The sequence below is a fragment of the Aeromonas sp. R7-4 genome, from assembly GCF_040908055.1.
Taxonomy (GTDB): Bacteria; Pseudomonadota; Gammaproteobacteria; order Enterobacterales; family Aeromonadaceae; genus Aeromonas; species Aeromonas sanarellii.
Genome location: NZ_JBFODA010000054.1, coordinates 1 through 14,456, shown reverse-complemented (window position 1 = coordinate 14,456; position 14,456 = coordinate 1). Strand labels below are relative to the sequence as shown.

At 62.0% G+C, this 14,456-nt stretch carries 10 protein-coding genes and 1 pseudogene; 4 read left to right on the top strand and 7 right to left on the bottom strand.

The window, feature by feature from the left end; translation table 11 throughout:
- Positions 1 to 63: 63 nt before the first annotated feature.
- A complete protein-coding gene (gene rne / locus AB5Y72_RS14190) occupies positions 64 to 3,225 on the top strand; it encodes a ribonuclease E (RefSeq protein ID WP_325782703.1) in 3,162 nt (1,053 codons plus the stop codon).
- 563 nt (positions 3,226 to 3,788) lie between these two features.
- On the opposite strand, the gene AB5Y72_RS14185 is transcribed toward rne, so the two are convergent.
- Complete coding sequence (locus AB5Y72_RS14185; protein ID WP_325782704.1) at positions 3,789 to 4,052, bottom strand: hypothetical protein; 264 nt, start codon at positions 4,050 to 4,052, stop codon at positions 3,789 to 3,791.
- Here AB5Y72_RS14185 and AB5Y72_RS14180 point away from each other — a divergent pair.
- Positions 4,051 to 5,015: pseudogene (locus AB5Y72_RS14180) on the top strand (IS1595 family transposase). The gene AB5Y72_RS14185 and the pseudogene AB5Y72_RS14180 sit on opposite strands and share 2 nt — an antisense overlap.
- Before the next feature lie 50 nt (positions 5,016 to 5,065).
- Here AB5Y72_RS14180 and AB5Y72_RS14175 read toward each other — a convergent pair.
- From AB5Y72_RS14175 to apbC, 4 genes are all read right to left on the bottom strand, one after another.
- On the bottom strand, positions 5,066 to 6,538 hold the full coding sequence (locus AB5Y72_RS14175) for an inorganic phosphate transporter (protein WP_042076316.1): 1,473 nt from the start codon (positions 6,536 to 6,538) through the stop codon (positions 5,066 to 5,068).
- A gap of 305 nt (positions 6,539 to 6,843) precedes the next feature.
- The gene (gene dcd / locus AB5Y72_RS14170) at positions 6,844 to 7,425 is read right to left on the bottom strand and encodes a dCTP deaminase (protein WP_010674732.1); all 582 of its coding nucleotides are present in this window, start codon (positions 7,423 to 7,425) and stop codon (positions 6,844 to 6,846) included.
- A 63-nt stretch (positions 7,426 to 7,488) separates the two neighbouring features.
- Positions 7,489 to 8,133: a uridine kinase gene (udk, locus tag AB5Y72_RS14165; protein WP_042076317.1), complete on the bottom strand. Its 645-nt coding sequence runs from the start codon at positions 8,131 to 8,133 to the stop codon at positions 7,489 to 7,491.
- 108 nt (positions 8,134 to 8,241) lie between these two features.
- Complete coding sequence (gene apbC, locus AB5Y72_RS14160) at positions 8,242 to 9,324, bottom strand: iron-sulfur cluster carrier protein ApbC (RefSeq protein WP_042076319.1); 1,083 nt, start codon at positions 9,322 to 9,324, stop codon at positions 8,242 to 8,244.
- A gap of 185 nt (positions 9,325 to 9,509) precedes the next feature.
- Here apbC and metG point away from each other — a divergent pair, with 185 nt between their 5' ends.
- Positions 9,510 to 11,543, top strand: a complete 2,034-nt coding sequence (gene metG, locus AB5Y72_RS14155; protein WP_042076320.1) for a methionine--tRNA ligase — start codon at positions 9,510 to 9,512, stop codon at positions 11,541 to 11,543.
- Positions 11,544 to 11,631: 88 nt separating this feature from the next.
- On the opposite strand, the gene AB5Y72_RS14150 is transcribed toward metG, so the two are convergent.
- The gene (locus tag AB5Y72_RS14150) at positions 11,632 to 12,372 is read right to left on the bottom strand and encodes a CHAD domain-containing protein (protein ID WP_042076322.1); all 741 of its coding nucleotides are present in this window, start codon (positions 12,370 to 12,372) and stop codon (positions 11,632 to 11,634) included.
- A 9-nt stretch (positions 12,373 to 12,381) separates the two neighbouring features.
- Positions 12,382 to 12,654: an acylphosphatase gene (locus AB5Y72_RS14145; RefSeq protein ID WP_042076323.1), complete on the bottom strand. Its 273-nt coding sequence runs from the start codon at positions 12,652 to 12,654 to the stop codon at positions 12,382 to 12,384.
- Between the two features lie 85 nt (positions 12,655 to 12,739).
- On the opposite strand from AB5Y72_RS14145, the gene AB5Y72_RS14140 reads away from it, so the two are divergent.
- Positions 12,740 to 14,170 carry a methyl-accepting chemotaxis protein gene (locus AB5Y72_RS14140; protein ID WP_325782707.1) on the top strand — a complete coding sequence of 477 codons (1,431 nt, stop codon included), beginning with the start codon at positions 12,740 to 12,742 and terminating at the stop codon, positions 14,168 to 14,170.
- The last annotated feature ends 286 nt before the right edge of the window (positions 14,171 to 14,456 follow it).

The window sequence follows — 14,456 nt, the reverse complement described above, 5'->3', positions numbered from 1 at the left end:
ACCCGAGGCCGGCGCCGGCAGGATCCTGTGGAGGAATCAAAATGACAAAATAATGAGAACTCAATGAAAAGAATGCTAATCAACGCGACTCAGGAAGAGGAGTTGCGCGTAGCGCTGGTTGACGGACAACAGCTCTACGATTTGGATATTGAAAGTCCGGGGCATGAGCAGAAAAAAGCGAACATTTACAAGGGCAAAATCACCCGCGTAGAACCCAGTCTCGAAGCTGCTTTTGTCGACTATGGCGCCGAGCGCCACGGTTTCCTGCCGTTGAAGGAAATCGCCCGCAATTACTTCCCCTCCGGTTACTCCTATCAGGGTCGTCCCAACATCAAAGAAGTGGTCCGTGAAGGCCAGGAAGTGATCGTCCAGATCGACAAGGAAGAGCGTGGCACCAAGGGTGCGGCCCTCACCACCTTTATCAGTCTGGCCGGCAGCTACCTGGTGCTGATGCCGAACAACCCCCGTGCCGGCGGTATCTCCCGTCGCATCGAGGGTGACGAGCGGACCGAGTTGAAGGAAGCCCTGAGCGGTCTGACCGTGCCGGACGGCATGGGCCTCATCGTGCGTACCGCCGGTGTGGGCAAGTCCCCGGAAGAGCTGGAGTGGGATCTGAACGTCCTGCTCAACCACTGGGACTCCATCCACAAGGCGTCACAACAACGTTCCGCCCCGGTGTTGATCCACCAGGAGAGCAACGTCATCGTGCGCGCCATCCGTGACTACCTGCGTCGCGATGTGGGCGAGATCCTGATCGACAATCCGGTCATCTTCGAGCGCGCCAAGTCGCATATCGAGCTGGTCCGTCCCGACTTCCTCAATCGCGTGAAGCTGTACAAGGGTGATGTCGCCCTGTTCAACCACTTCCAGATCGAGAGCCAGATCGAATCGGCCTTCCAGCGCGAGGTGCGTCTGCCCTCCGGTGGCAGCATCGTCATCGATCCGACCGAGGCCCTGACCTCCATCGATATCAACTCCTCCCGCGCCACCAAGGGCGGCGATATCGAAGAGACAGCGCTGCAGACCAACCTGGAAGCGGCCGACGAGATTGCCCGTCAACTGCGCCTGCGCGACCTGGGTGGCCTGATTGTCATCGACTTCATCGACATGACCCCGGTGCGCCATCAGCGCGAGGTGGAAAACCGTCTGCGTGAAGCCGTGCACCAGGACCGCGCCCGCATCCAGCTGGGCCGGATCTCCCGCTTCGGTCTGCTGGAGATGTCTCGCCAGCGCCTGCGCCCCTCCCTCAACGAGTCCAGCAGCCATATCTGCCCCCGTTGCCAGGGCCAGGGGGTCATCCGTGACAACGAATCGCTGGCCCTGTCCATCCTGCGCCTCATCGAAGAAGAGGCCATGAAGGACAACACCGAGCAGGTTCACGCTCAGGTGCCGGTCGATGTGGCCGCCTATCTGCTCAACGAGAAGCGCACCTCCATCGCCAATCTGGAGCAGCGCAATGATGTGCGTGTCTACATCATTCCGAACCAGCATCTGGAAACGCCGCACTATGAAGTGACCCGCATCCGTCAGAACGAGATCCCGGAAGCGGCCAGCTACGAGCTCAAGACCGAGATCGCCAAGCCGGTCTATCAGCCTCGCCAGGCGCAGGTGATCGAACGCGAGCAGCCGCTGTTGCAGGGCTTCGCCCCGGCTCCCCAGCCGGTCGCCCCCGTCGCCGCCCCGACGCCTGTTGCGGCTCCCGCTCCGGTTGCAGAACAAACCGGCTTCTTTGGCAAGCTGGCCAAGGCCTTCTCCGGTCTGTTCGGCTCCTCCACCGAGGCTGCTCCGGCCGAGACCAAGGCGACAGCCGAGAAACCGGCCGCCCAGCGCGACGCGCGCAAGGACGAAGGCCATCGCCATCAGCGTGATGAGTCCCGCAGCCGTGGCCAACGTGGCCGTCGCGACGACAACCGCGGCAACCGCAATGCCGAGGCCGGTGAGAAGCGTGAAGGCGCAGCCAGCCGCGAGAGCGGTGATCGCAATCGCCGTTCGCGCAAAGAGCGTGAGCCTCGTCAAGAGCGGGAACCGCGCCAGGAACGGGAAGCCCGTGGTGAAGTGCGCAGCGAACAGCGCATGGAACGTGAGCCCCGTGAGCCTCGTCAGGAGCGTGAACCTCGCGCCCCGCGCCCGGCCCGTGAGCCGCGCGCTCCCCGTGAACCCCGTGCCGAGGTCGTGGTTGAGGCGGTAGAGACCCAAGCTGCTATTGCCGCTGTCGATGCCGAACCGCGCCAGGAGAAAGAGCAGAAGGTGGCCGAGCGCCGCGAACGTCGTCAGCTGCGCAAGCAGATCCGCGTCGATGTCGCCGCAACCGACTCCCCTGCCCTGCCGGTTGATGAGCAGGCAGGCGATATCGCCGTGGTGCAAGCCGCAACCGTCGAGCAGCAGGACGAGCAGGGTGAAGGCCAACGCCGCTCCCGTCGCACGCCTCGCAGCCAGCGAATCGAAGGCCAGCGTCGCAAGCGCATCAACGAAGATGCACGCGGTCAGCGTGACGACGAGCCTCAGGGCGAGGTGCAACTCACCACAGCCGCCCAGGCGGATGCGGCCCAGGTCAAGGTGGAAGAGCCCGCCGTGCCTGTCGTCACCATTCCGAGCGCGGAAGCCGTGGCTGCAGCGCTGCAAGCCTCTGCCGCCCTGACCGAGCACGTGGTTGCCGAGGCCATTGCCGAAGAAGCTGCCGAGCAGGCACAAGCCGCCTTGGCCGTCAAACCTGTCACCGAGACTGCAGAGCGGGCGGTTGAACCGGCAGCCGTAGTCGCAGTAGCTGCGGTCGAAGAAGCAGCTGACGTCGTGACTGCCGAACCCGTGGTTGCCGACGTGGTGGTCCGGGCCGATGATGCCCAGCCCAGTGCTGCCGTCGTTGCCGAACCCGTGATGAACGAGGTCGTCGCCGAGGTGGAAGCGGCCCCCGCCGTTACCGCCGAGCCTGTGGCCCCAGTTGTAGCAGCTGAGGCCGAAGTCGTCACAACCCCCGAGGTTGTGGTGGCCCAGCCTGCGCCCGTTGCCGTACCTGCGGCCAAGACCCTGAGCAAGGGTGCCGGCGTGCTGGCCCGTGCTCGCATGGCCTCTGCCCCCATGGCAACACCGGCGGCCGCCCCAGCACCGGCCCCTCGCGAACCGGTTGAATACGAACCTCTGGTGCGCAGCGCAGTGACGACCTCGGGTCGTCACGGTGGCAGCACCGCGGCCAGCAACGTGGCAACCAGCCCGGCCGGTCGCCCCTGAGCGGACTCGCTAACCTGATCAAAGGGCCACACACTGTGTGGCTCTTTTTTTGCGCGCCGATCTGTCTCTCCCTGTCCCAGCCCCCCCTTTATCATCGTGATGGCGCCCGCTCTCAATACCAGGGCAAGTGCCAGCGTTGTCAACGATCCCGACTTGCCCTTCTGGCAGAGTCGCGAAGAAGCCCTCGGTACCCCGCATCCTCTGATTTCACTCTCACCCTGATATCCTACTCGACACTCCTGAGCCCCCGTGCTTATCCCACTGAACCAGCTTGGCCATCCATGGCCCGGACAGAGGTCCAGGGCAAATGCCCGAACCATAAGCCCTGTTCGCCTTTGGAATGCCCTCTTTATCTCCCCTGTATGGGCGTCTTGGCTGTCCATCCAGGCCCCTGGATACGATATGTCCGCCCCCTCCATCTACTGAACGTGTCACCTCCCCGGCTTTCGAGTCGGCCAAGGCTTGCCAGGGTTGCAAAACAGGGGTTGGCCATGGAATAAGAGGAGTAATGGAGTGTAGATATGGTTTATTAAAAATTTAGTTTGATGGCATATAAAAGCCCATCAGAAGGCCACAACAACAGGAGTCAGGCATACAGCCATCACTTTCTTGCAAGGATCCGGCTTCACAGGGTCGCTCGCCGGCAGAATGTCGTGCCAAGGATCGGCGGCTAAAGCCTGGGAAGCCACCTGTCCGGCTCGAGGAACCCTGCCAGTCATCCCCATCTGGCTAATCCCCTTTCTTGACCCAAGAAAAAAGGCGCTGTCCCAATTACATGTTGAAAGGATAACCTTGAAGTAGGTCATCACCTTGAGGGCCTCCATCATGGATACCCAAGCCTTTCAACATCTACTCTCTCTCTCTTCCCACAGCTCACTTTGCGCCAGCGTCGCTTCGCGCAACATGAACTCTCCGCCCCTCACCCCATCACCTCTTTAGCCACCCAACTCCCCCCTTGCCAATGTTGCCCTCACTGCCAGGCCGAGGCCGCGCAGTTGGCTCCCTGGGGCTGGAGTCGAGGGCTACGTCGCTATCGCTGCAAGCAGTGTCTGCGTACCAGCTCCGTTCTCACCAAGACGCCACTGGCCCGACTTCGCAAGGCACAGTGCTGGGAATACTATGCCCAGGCCCTCATCGAAGGGCTGACCGTGCGACAGGCTGCCGTCCGCTGCGGGGTCTGTAAAAACACCGCCTTTTTGTGGCGTCACCGCTTCCTGAAGGCCATGGCGAGCCACCAGGCGGCACGGGAAGAGGGTATCGTCGAGGTCGATGAGACCTTCTTCCTAGAGTCGTTTAAAGGGCAACGTGGTTTGCCCCGCCCGGCCCGCCATCGTGGGGGTAAAGGCCGTACCCGAGGCACAGGGTCGGATTACATCCCGGTGATGGTGGTTCAGGACCGGGCTGGCCACCATGCGGATTTTCAGTTGGAGAAAATGAATGCCGAGACGGTGATAGCGGTTTTGACACCCCTTGTCTCGTCAGATGCGGTGTTGTGTAGCGATGGCGCCGGTGTGTATGCCAGTTTCAGCAAAGCACAGGGAGTGACCCATCAGGTCGTGCGCAATCGTCAAGGCGAGCGCGTGGTTGGCGCGTACCACATCCAGCATGTGAACGGGTACCACAGGCGGTTGAAAGAGTGGATGGAGCGGTTCCATGGGGTAGCGACCCACTATCTGAGGAATTATCTGGGTTGGCGAAGGATGCTGGAGCGCTATGGACGGGAAGTGACTATCCCACATTGCTTGCAGGAGGCGCTGGGGCGTCCCATGCAACATGTAATTGGGACATAGCCAGAAAAAAGGGCCCGTAGGCCCTTCTTATTCGAGAGAATGCTTGGCGGTTAGCCGCCAAACAGATGGTTGCTCAGCAGGAACAGACCGCCGGAGAGCAGCATGGTCAGCGGCAGCGTCAGCACCCAGGCCAGCAGTATGGTCTTGATGGTCTGGGTCTGCAGGCCCGACTTGTTCGCCACCATGGTCCCCGCCACCGCGGAGGAGAGGATATGGGTGGTGGAGACCGGCATGCCGGTCAAGCTGGCCACGCCGATGGAGGCGGCGGCGGTGATCTGGGCGGCGATCCCCTGGCTGTAGGTCATGCCAGAGGAACCGATCTTCTCGCCTACCGTGTAGACGATACGGCGCCAGCCCACCATGGTACCGCAGCCCAGGGCCAGGGCGATGGAGACGATGACCCAGGTCGGTGCATATTCGGCGGTCGCAGTCAGATCCTTGCGCCATTTGGCGAGATCGGTCAGCTCCTTGGCCGGCAGCGGCAGCTTGGAGACCTTGCGCGCGGTGTCGTCGATGCACAGCAGCAGGCGACGCACCTCGCGGCGATCGACCAGGCTCATCTCCTCGTAGGTGCGCACCTGGCCGAGACGATTGTCGAGGGTGGCCATGGCCTGCAGGGCCTCGCCGGCCTCACAGTGGGTCATCAGCTCTTCCTGGGCCTGGGCCGGTACGCTGAAGTTCACCAGGTGGGAGACCTGATCATGGTTGCGCTGGTAGATCTCCATGATGCGCTGGTTGGCATCCTGGGTACGGTCCAGATCGTAGGAGCGGCTGTTCATGTCCAGGGCGAAATAGGCGGGGGCCATGCAGATCAGCACCAGCATCACCAGACCAATGCCCTTCTGGCCGTCGTTGGAGCCATGCACGAAGCTCACGCCCATGGCGGAGGCCACCAGGGTCAGACGTGCCCAGAACGGCGGATGCTTCTTGCCGTCCACCAGCAGGCGCTCTTCGGGGGTCTTGTGGATCTTGCTGCCCAGCCAGACTCGTTTCATGGCGAACAGCAGCAAGGCGGCGATGATGAAGCCCACGGTGGGAGAAATAATGAGAGAGAGCATGATGTCGATGGCTTTGCCGACGTTGATGCCCTCTTTCAGAGGTTGATGGCTGATCAGGGCATAGGCACCGCCAACCCCCAGGATGGAACCGATCAGGGTGTGCGAGCTGGACGCCGGAATGCCGAAGTACCAGGTCCCCAGGTTCCAGACGATGGCTGAAAACAGCAGGGAGAAGACCATGATCAGGCCCTGGGTGGAATCCATGCCGAGCAGCAGATCGATGGGCAGCAGATGAACGATGGCATAGGCCACCCCCAGTCCACCCAGCATGACACCGGCAAAATTGAACAACCCGGAAGCCACTACCGCCATATGGGCCGGCATCGCCTTGGTATAGATAACCGTTGCTACCGCGTTGGCGGTATCGTGAAAGCCGTTGATGAACTCATAGGCCAGCACAAAAAAAACGGCCAATACCAAACCGATTGACCACCACAAACCCAAACCACTAAACATTTCAAACATAAAAACGAACCTGTTTATGAGTTGCGGCGGATTATGCCAGAAGGCTCGATGCGCCATACCCGTTGTTGAAATATTTCAGTAAGAAAAAAAAAGGGCATTCCGTCAAAAAATGTCTTATGCCCTGACGGAATGAGACTTGTCATCGATTAATTAAAGCCCGTGGCAACCCGGTGAACGAGGTTCAAACAGGGCTATCAGTGGCAGCCCTCCCATGCCTGAACGCCGCTTCATACCTCCCGTCACCTGCCACAGGGTGAGAAAAAGGGTGCCGCGGCACCCTCCTTATATAAACAATGGCGTCAAGCTCAGTCCTGGTTGATCCGGCTGGCCACCGCCCCTTGCTGGCTCTTGTACTTGGCATTTTCCCGCTTGTTGTACGGGCGAGCAGCGGTGCCGGAGAGCATCTCGAAGTTCAGCGCCCCTATCTTCATCTTGGGGCGCAGGGCCAGGGGCAACTTGCCGCCGTTGTAGAACTCCAGCACGATGCGGCCGGACCAGCCCGGATCGATGCGGTGCGCGGTGACGTGCACCATGAGACCCAGGCGGGCCAGGGAGGAGCGACCATCCAGCCAGCCGACGATGTCGGCAGGCAGGGTCACGGATTCATAGGTCACCGCCAGTGCCAGCTGACCCGGGTGCAGATAGAAGGCTTCGCCGTCCGGCACGTGGATCTCCTCGCTCATCACCCGCTCGATGGCATCGGCCATCTCGGCACTGGTACCCCCGAGGTCGATATAAGGCGCGGTATGATCGCGAAACACCCGAAACTCGTTGCCAAGCAGCACGTCGACGCTGACGCCGCTGATCCGCTCAACACCGGGCCTCGGCTCGATGACGATCTTGCCTTCATCCAGATGCCGTTCGATATCGGTATCACAAAGACGCATTGGGCGACTCTCCTGACAAATGATTCATTTAAAAAAGCCGGGCATCACCCGGCTTGTTTTCTCTCAACCAATCAGCATGTGGCGGATACGCGCCTTGAGCATGTCGATGGCGATGCGGTTCTTGCCGCCACGGGGCACGATCACGTCGGCATACTGCTTGGACGGGTCGATGAACTGCATGAACATGGGACGCACCGTCTTCTGATACTGCTTGAGCACGGAGTCCATGGTACGGCCGCGCTCCTGCACGTCGCGCACCAGGCGGCGCAGCAAACAGATGTCGAGGGGGGTGTCCATGAAGATGGAGGCATCCATCAACTCGCGCAACCGGCTGTCGGTCAGCAGCAGTATCCCTTCCAGAATGATGACGCGGCGCGGCGCGAAGACGGTGACGTCACTCATCCGCGTGTGCTCGGTATAGGAGTACTGGGGGATATTGACCGCCTCCCCCTGCATCAGCTGGGTCAGATGCTCAACCAGCAGATCGTGATCCAGGGCGTTGGGGTGGTCATAGTTGGTCTTGACCCGCTCTTCCATGGTCAGGTGGGTCTGATCACGGTAGTAGCAATCCTCGGTGATCACACCAATCTGACCCGCCCCCAGCTCGGCCACCAGCTCTTCATAGATGGTTTGGGCGATAAGACTCTTGCCGGAAGCGGATGCACCAGCAATACCGATGATCACACACGAATGTTGAGTATCAGACATTGAAAATACCTAAAGAGAAGAGCACTGGGGATTGTTTAAACCGATCCATTATATGAAAAAGGGTGGGCCATGCCCACCCCAAATCCGCCTGTGACGACCGACAGCCGATTATTCGTCCAGCGCCACCGTGTAGAGCGGGGTCGCAATCGGTTTACCGCTGAAATAGAGCTCGGCCCCCACCCGGCGGGCCAGCTTCAGATAGGCCTGTGCCAGCTCTCCGTCCGGCGCCCCGAACACGGTCGGACAACCGTCGTCCATGTGCTGGCGAATGTCGATGTGCAGCGGCAGCTGGCCAAGCAGCGCCACTTGATACTGCTCTGCCATCTTCTTGCCGCCACCGGTGCCGAACAGCGCCTCGTGATGCCCGCAGGCACTGCAGACGTGGTAGCTCATGTTCTCGACGATGCCGAGCACGGGCACCTGGACCTTGTTGAACATGGCGATCCCCTTGCGGGCATCCGCCAGCGCCACGTCCTGGGGCGTGGTGACGATCACGGCGGCCGTGGTCGGCACCTGCTGGGCCAGGGTCAGCTGGATGTCACCGGTGCCGGGGGGCATGTCCACCACCAGGTAATCCACCTCGCCCCAGCGGGTCTCGTGCAGGATCTGCCCGAGCGCCTTGCTCGCCATGGGGCCGCGCCAGATGGTGGCATCCTGCTCGGCCACCAGATAACCGATGCTGTTGCTCTTGAGGCCGCACGCCATCACCGGCTCCATCAGCTTGCCATCGAAACTGACGGGACGCTCCTTGAGGGTCCCGGTCATGGTCGGAATGGAGGGGCCATAGATGTCCGCATCCAGGATGGCGACCCGCGCCCCCTCCTTTTGCAGCGCCAGCGCCAGGTTGACGGCGGTGGTGGACTTGCCCACCCCCCCCTTGCCGGAGGCGACCACCAGGATGTTGCGAATGCCTTGCACCGCAGCGAGCTGCTGGGCGCGCGGCATGCTGGCCACGTCGATCTCCCCCGTCCAGTCGATGCGGGTCGCGCCCGTGGCGCTGCGCAGCCGCGCATCGAAGGCGGCTTTTATCTCGTCAAACAGGGATTGGCCGGCAAAGGGCAGCACCAGCTTGATGGTCAGGGTCTGCCCCTGATGCGCTATGGTGCGCACAAAACCGGCTGCCACCAGATCCTTGCCCCACCCGGCCGGCTTAAATTCGGCCAGGATCAGTTTTACTGAATCAATCACCATTAACTCCCCATTATGTTGTCGTTATGCTGAGGTGAACGGTTACCGCACACAAATCAGTGGCTTGCCGACGTTCCAGCGATGCCGCCGGCCTGTGCCCTGCGGGCCACAACCCTAGGCAGGCCGCCCCCAATTCGGGTAACATGCACGGCACTGTATCATCCCAACAGGCACATAAAGAACGTATTATGGCAACTGATCCTCGTAGAATGCTGGTAACCTGCGCCCTCCCCTATGCCAACGGCTCCATCCATCTTGGCCACATGCTGGAACACATCCAGGCCGATATCTGGGTTCGTTATCAGCGAATGCGTGGCCATCAGGTGCATTTCGTCTGCGCCGACGACGCCCACGGTACCCCCATCATGCTCAAGGCGCAGCAGATGGGGATCACCCCGGAGGCGATGATCGCGGCGGTCTCCGAGGAGCATCAGAGCGACTTCGCCGGCTTCAACATCAGCTTCGACAACTACCACTCCACCCACAGCGACGAGAACCGCGAGCTGGCGGGCGTGATCTATGGCCGTCTCAAAGAGTCCGGCAAGATCAAGATCCGCACCATCTCCCAGCTGTTCGATCCGGAAAAGTCCATGTTCCTGCCGGATCGCTTCGTCAAGGGCACCTGTCCCAAGTGCAAGTCCCCCGACCAGTACGGTGACAACTGCGACAGCTGTGGTGCCACCTACAGCCCGACCGAGCTCATCGACCCGAAATCCGCCGTCTCCGGCGCGACCCCGGTGATGAAGGACTCCGAGCACTACTTCTTCGACCTGCCCCAGTTCGAAGCCTGGCTCGCCGACTGGGTGCGCGGCTCCGGCGCCATCCAGGAAGAGATGGCCAACAAGATGCAGGAGTGGTTCGAGAGCGGCCTGCAGCAGTGGGACATCACCCGCGACGCCCCCTACTTCGGCTTCGAAATTCCCGGGGCGCCGGGCAAGTACTTCTATGTCTGGCTGGATGCCCCCATCGGCTACATGGCCTCGTTCAAGAACCTGTGCAACAAGCGCGGCGACATCGACTTCGACAGCTACTGGAAGGCGGACTCCGACGCCGAGCTCTACCACTTCATCGGCAAGGACATCGCCTACTTCCACTGCCTGTTCTGGCCGGCCATGCTGGAAGGCGCGAACTTCCGCAAGCCGACCAAGGTCAACGTGCACGGCTACGTGACCGTCAACGGCGCCAAGATGTCCAAGTCCAAGGGCACCTTCATCAAGGCATCCACCTATCTCAAGCACCTGGATCCGGAGTGCCTGCGCTACTACTACGCCGCCAAGCTCAACAGCCGCATCGACGATCTGGATCTCAACCTGGAAGACTTCGTGCAACGGGTCAACGCCGACGTGGTCAACAAGCTGGTCAATCTGGCTTCCCGCAACGCCGGCTTTATCGCCAAGCGCTTTGACGGCAAGCTGGCGGCTACCTGCGCCGAACCCGAGCTCTATGGCGAGTTCGCCAACGCCAGCGCCGCCATCGCGGAAGCCTACGAGAGCCGCGAGTTCAGCCGCGCCATCCGCGAGATCATGGCGCTGGCCGACAAGGCGAACCGCTACGTGGACGACAAGGCCCCCTGGGTCATCGCCAAGCAGGAAGGCGCAGACGCCGAACTGCAAGCGGTCTGCTCCGTCGGCATCAACCTGTTCAGGGTGCTGATGGCCTACCTCAAGCCGGTCATGCCCGAGCTCGCCGAGCGCGCCGAGGCCTTCCTCGGCGAGACCCTGACCTGGGACGGCATCGCCGCCCCCCTGGTCGACCACACCGTCGCCCCCTTCAAGGCGCTCTTCTCCCGCATCGAGCCGGCCAAGATTGATGCCATGATCGAGGCCTCCAAGGAAGATCTCGCCAAGGAGCAGGTGCCGAAGGTGACCGGTCCCCTGGCGGACGACCCCATCAGCGACACCATCGCCTACGAGGACTTCGCCAAGATTGACCTGCGGGTGGCGCTGATCAAGAAGGCCGAAGCAGTGCCGGAAGCGGAGAAGCTCCTGAAGTTGCAGCTCGACATCGGGGGCGAGACCCGCCAGGTGTTCGCCGGCATCAAGTCCGCCTACAATCCCGAAGACCTGGAAGGCAAGCTGACCGTGATGGTCGCCAACCTGGCACCGCGCAAGATGCGTTTCGGCATGTCCGAGGGCATGGTGCTGGCGGCCGGCCCGGGCGGCAAGGATCTCTGGATCCTGGAGCCCCAGGACGGTGCCCAGCCGGGCATGCGCGTCAAGTAAGGGCAAGCCCCGCAGATGAAGAGAGAGGCCGATGGCCTCTCTTTTTTTTTTTTGCATTCCTTTTTATCAGCCGCGCCGGCCTGGCGAACTACCCCTGGCGCAGCAACGCCATCCTGAGCCCCACCAGCTCCGCCTGCTGGCAATCGAGCTGGCGCAGCTGGCAGCGCATCGCCTCTTCCAGGGTTCGCCTCCGCTTGCCACGCCCCTTCTGATCCCCCAGGCGCCTGAGCCATTGCCGCGTATCCTGCAACTGGCCCAGCCTGTCCTGCCACTCCACCAACATGGGCAGCCAGGCCGGATCTCCCTCCCCTTGCCCGATCAGCAGCTCCACCCCGTAACGGATCCGCTTGAGCACCAGCCGCAGCCTGTGCCAGTGGCGCAGCCGCGCCTTGCGACCGTCAGAAGAGGACAATCCGGGCGCCGCCAGGGCATCGGCCAGGCTGAGCGCCAGATGCAGCTGAAAGAGCGGCAAGGGATCCACCCCGGCGGGCACCTCCTCCAGCCTCGCCAACCAGCGCGCCAGGCGTCCCGCCAGCCCGGGCACCCTGGTGGGCACCAGTTCCTGGTGGGAGGGGCCGCCAAAATGTGCCGAATAGACCTGGGCATCGCGCAGGGCGGAGAGCCGTCCCACCGCGCGGCTCAACCGCGACTCCAGCTCAGGGGCGTGGATGAGGGGCCGCCACAGGGCGAGCAGGGCCAGCAGACGGCGGGCCGCAATCCGGTAGGCGTGCACCTCGTCCGCCCCGACCCGCTGGCGCAGGGCCTGCGTGGCCGACCCGTACTGTTCGATGAGCCGGCGGGCCTGCTCGACCCCCAGTGTCGTCATCATCCGCCCCGCTCAGTTGGTATGAAAGCCTGACCCGGTAGGAGGCAGCGCGTTGGCGCACTCCATCCTGGTCACGGTGGCGGTACGGGGTCCGTGCTCCAGCCAGCCCAGCATCATCTGCACCTTCTGTTCAGGTCCGGCGATCAGGATCTCCACCGACCCATCCTCCAGGTTGTAGGCATGACCCCGCAACCCCAGCTGCAGCGCCCGCTCCCGGGTGAAGTAGCGAAACCCCACCCCCTGAACCTGGCCCCACACCCGAACAACAAACGATTGCTCTCCCATTTATCACACCTTTCCCTTAAGTAATTTTTCCCCGGGGCGATAATGAACGCGACACTCTCCTCCCCTTGCAGGACGCAATATCATTATGAAAGAAGTTAAATTCCGGTGGGTTGACCGTTATCTCATTCACCTCACGATCAGCGAGAAATTTCTCATCACCTTCTGGTGTCCCCTGTTGTTCATCGCCTTCCTCACCTGGTACCTGCTGGCCGACAGCCATGATCAACAGATGCAGCTCAGGCTGGATCAGCTCAAGCAACGGGTCGAGACCACGGCCCAGCTGGTGAGCCAGCAACCGACCCTAACCCTGCCTGCGGATCTCGTCCTGACGCCGACCGCCACGGCCGGCCTGAACCAGCAGGGAGAGCTCTATCACTACGGCGTCAGCGCGGGTCAGGCCGGCTTCGTGACCGGCACCCTGGACACCGCCCGCTACTCCATGTGGGATGGTCAGGGCAGCACCCTCACCATCATCGCCGTGCTGGCCGCCCTGCTTGCTCTCATCACCCACTATCTGATGACCTTCGTCTCCGGGGCGCTCTACTCCACCAACAAGGCGCTGCAGACGGTGGCGGGCGGTGATCTCACCTTCCGCCTCAACTTCTTCCCGGTACGGGACGAGTTCTCCATCCTGGCGGGCAGCATCGACAAGTTCACCGATCGCCAGCACAAGATAGTACAACTGGTGGAAGAGTCCGCCGAGGCGCTCACCCTGGCGGCGGACGAGTTTCGCGAGCACGCCAGCGATGGCGAGACCCAGGCCCGCGCCCAGCGCCAGCACATGGACTCCCTGGCCGCCGCCATGGAGCAGATGTCCGCCGCCATTCGCGAGGTGGCCCGTAATGCCAATGACACCCTGCAACAGACCCGCCAGTCCAGCGAGGAGGCCGCCAACGGGGCAGCGCGGGTCTCACGCACCATCAACGCCATCGCCACCCTGGCCGACGAGATAGGCAACGCCTCCGGCGCCGTGGAGCGGCTGACCCACAACGCCAACCGCATCAACGAAGTGGTCAACGTCATCAATGCCATCTCCCAGCAGACCAACCTGCTGGCCCTCAACGCCGCCATCGAGGCCGCCCGTGCCGGCGAGCAGGGCCGCGGCTTTGCGGTAGTGGCGGACGAGGTGCGCACCCTCGCCAGCCGCACCCAGCAGGCGACCGTGGAGATCCAGCAGATGATCGAGGAGCTGCAGGCCGGCACCGGCGCCCTCAACGACATCATGGAGAAGACGGTGGGCCGCGCCGCCAGCAGCCAGCAGCTCATCACCGAGGTAGGGCTCGACATCGACAAACTCAGCAGCCACAGCGACGCCGTGCTGGAGATGAGCACCCAGATCGCCACCTCGAGCGAAGAGCAGAGCTCGGTGGCCGAGGAGATCACCCGCAACCTGGACAGGGTACGCCAGGAGGCGTGCCAGGTGGAGGAGTCCGCCAGTGCCGCCGTGGCCGGCACCTCGGGCCTCAAGGCCACCGCCACTGAGCTGAATCAGGCCATGACGGGCCTGCGGATCTGAGGTTTTGCACCACAGATGAGAAGGTCATCCAGCGGATGGCCTTTTTCATTGACGCAATACGGTAATGACGGACTGTTTAGCAGTATCGCTGGCCCGTTGATCACTGGCATTGCCTGGTTTTGGTCCCCATCTTGCCGAGTCGTGGGGAGAACGGCGTAGAGAACCGGTGTTGGAAAACGAAGCGGGATATCGGCTGTATGGAGATGGTATTCACCTGACAGTTGCCCACAAAAGGGAGTGGTCATACGGCTTCAAACCGGATAACAAAACGGTACCCCTACCGTGT

What these genes read in the sequence shown, in the direction of transcription:
- rne (WP_325782703.1), top strand. Translation starts at nt 64, where the DNA reads ATGAAAAGAATGCTAATCAACGCGACTCAGGAAGAGGAGTTGCGCGTA.
- AB5Y72_RS14185 (WP_325782704.1), bottom strand. Translation starts at nt 4,052, where the DNA reads ATGATGGAGGCCCTCAAGGTGATGACCTACTTCAAGGTTATCCTTTCA.
- AB5Y72_RS14175 (WP_042076316.1), bottom strand. Translation starts at nt 6,538, where the DNA reads ATGTTTGAAATGTTTAGTGGTTTGGGTTTGTGGTGGTCAATCGGTTTG.
- dcd (WP_010674732.1), bottom strand. Translation starts at nt 7,425, where the DNA reads ATGCGTCTTTGTGATACCGATATCGAACGGCATCTGGATGAAGGCAAG.
- udk (WP_042076317.1), bottom strand. Translation starts at nt 8,133, where the DNA reads ATGTCTGATACTCAACATTCGTGTGTGATCATCGGTATTGCTGGTGCA.
- apbC (WP_042076319.1), bottom strand. Translation starts at nt 9,324, where the DNA reads ATGGTGATTGATTCAGTAAAACTGATCCTGGCCGAATTTAAGCCGGCC.
- metG (WP_042076320.1), top strand. Translation starts at nt 9,510, where the DNA reads ATGGCAACTGATCCTCGTAGAATGCTGGTAACCTGCGCCCTCCCCTAT.
- AB5Y72_RS14150 (WP_042076322.1), bottom strand. Translation starts at nt 12,372, where the DNA reads ATGATGACGACACTGGGGGTCGAGCAGGCCCGCCGGCTCATCGAACAG.
- AB5Y72_RS14145 (WP_042076323.1), bottom strand. Translation starts at nt 12,654, where the DNA reads ATGGGAGAGCAATCGTTTGTTGTTCGGGTGTGGGGCCAGGTTCAGGGG.
- AB5Y72_RS14140 (WP_325782707.1), top strand. Translation starts at nt 12,740, where the DNA reads ATGAAAGAAGTTAAATTCCGGTGGGTTGACCGTTATCTCATTCACCTC.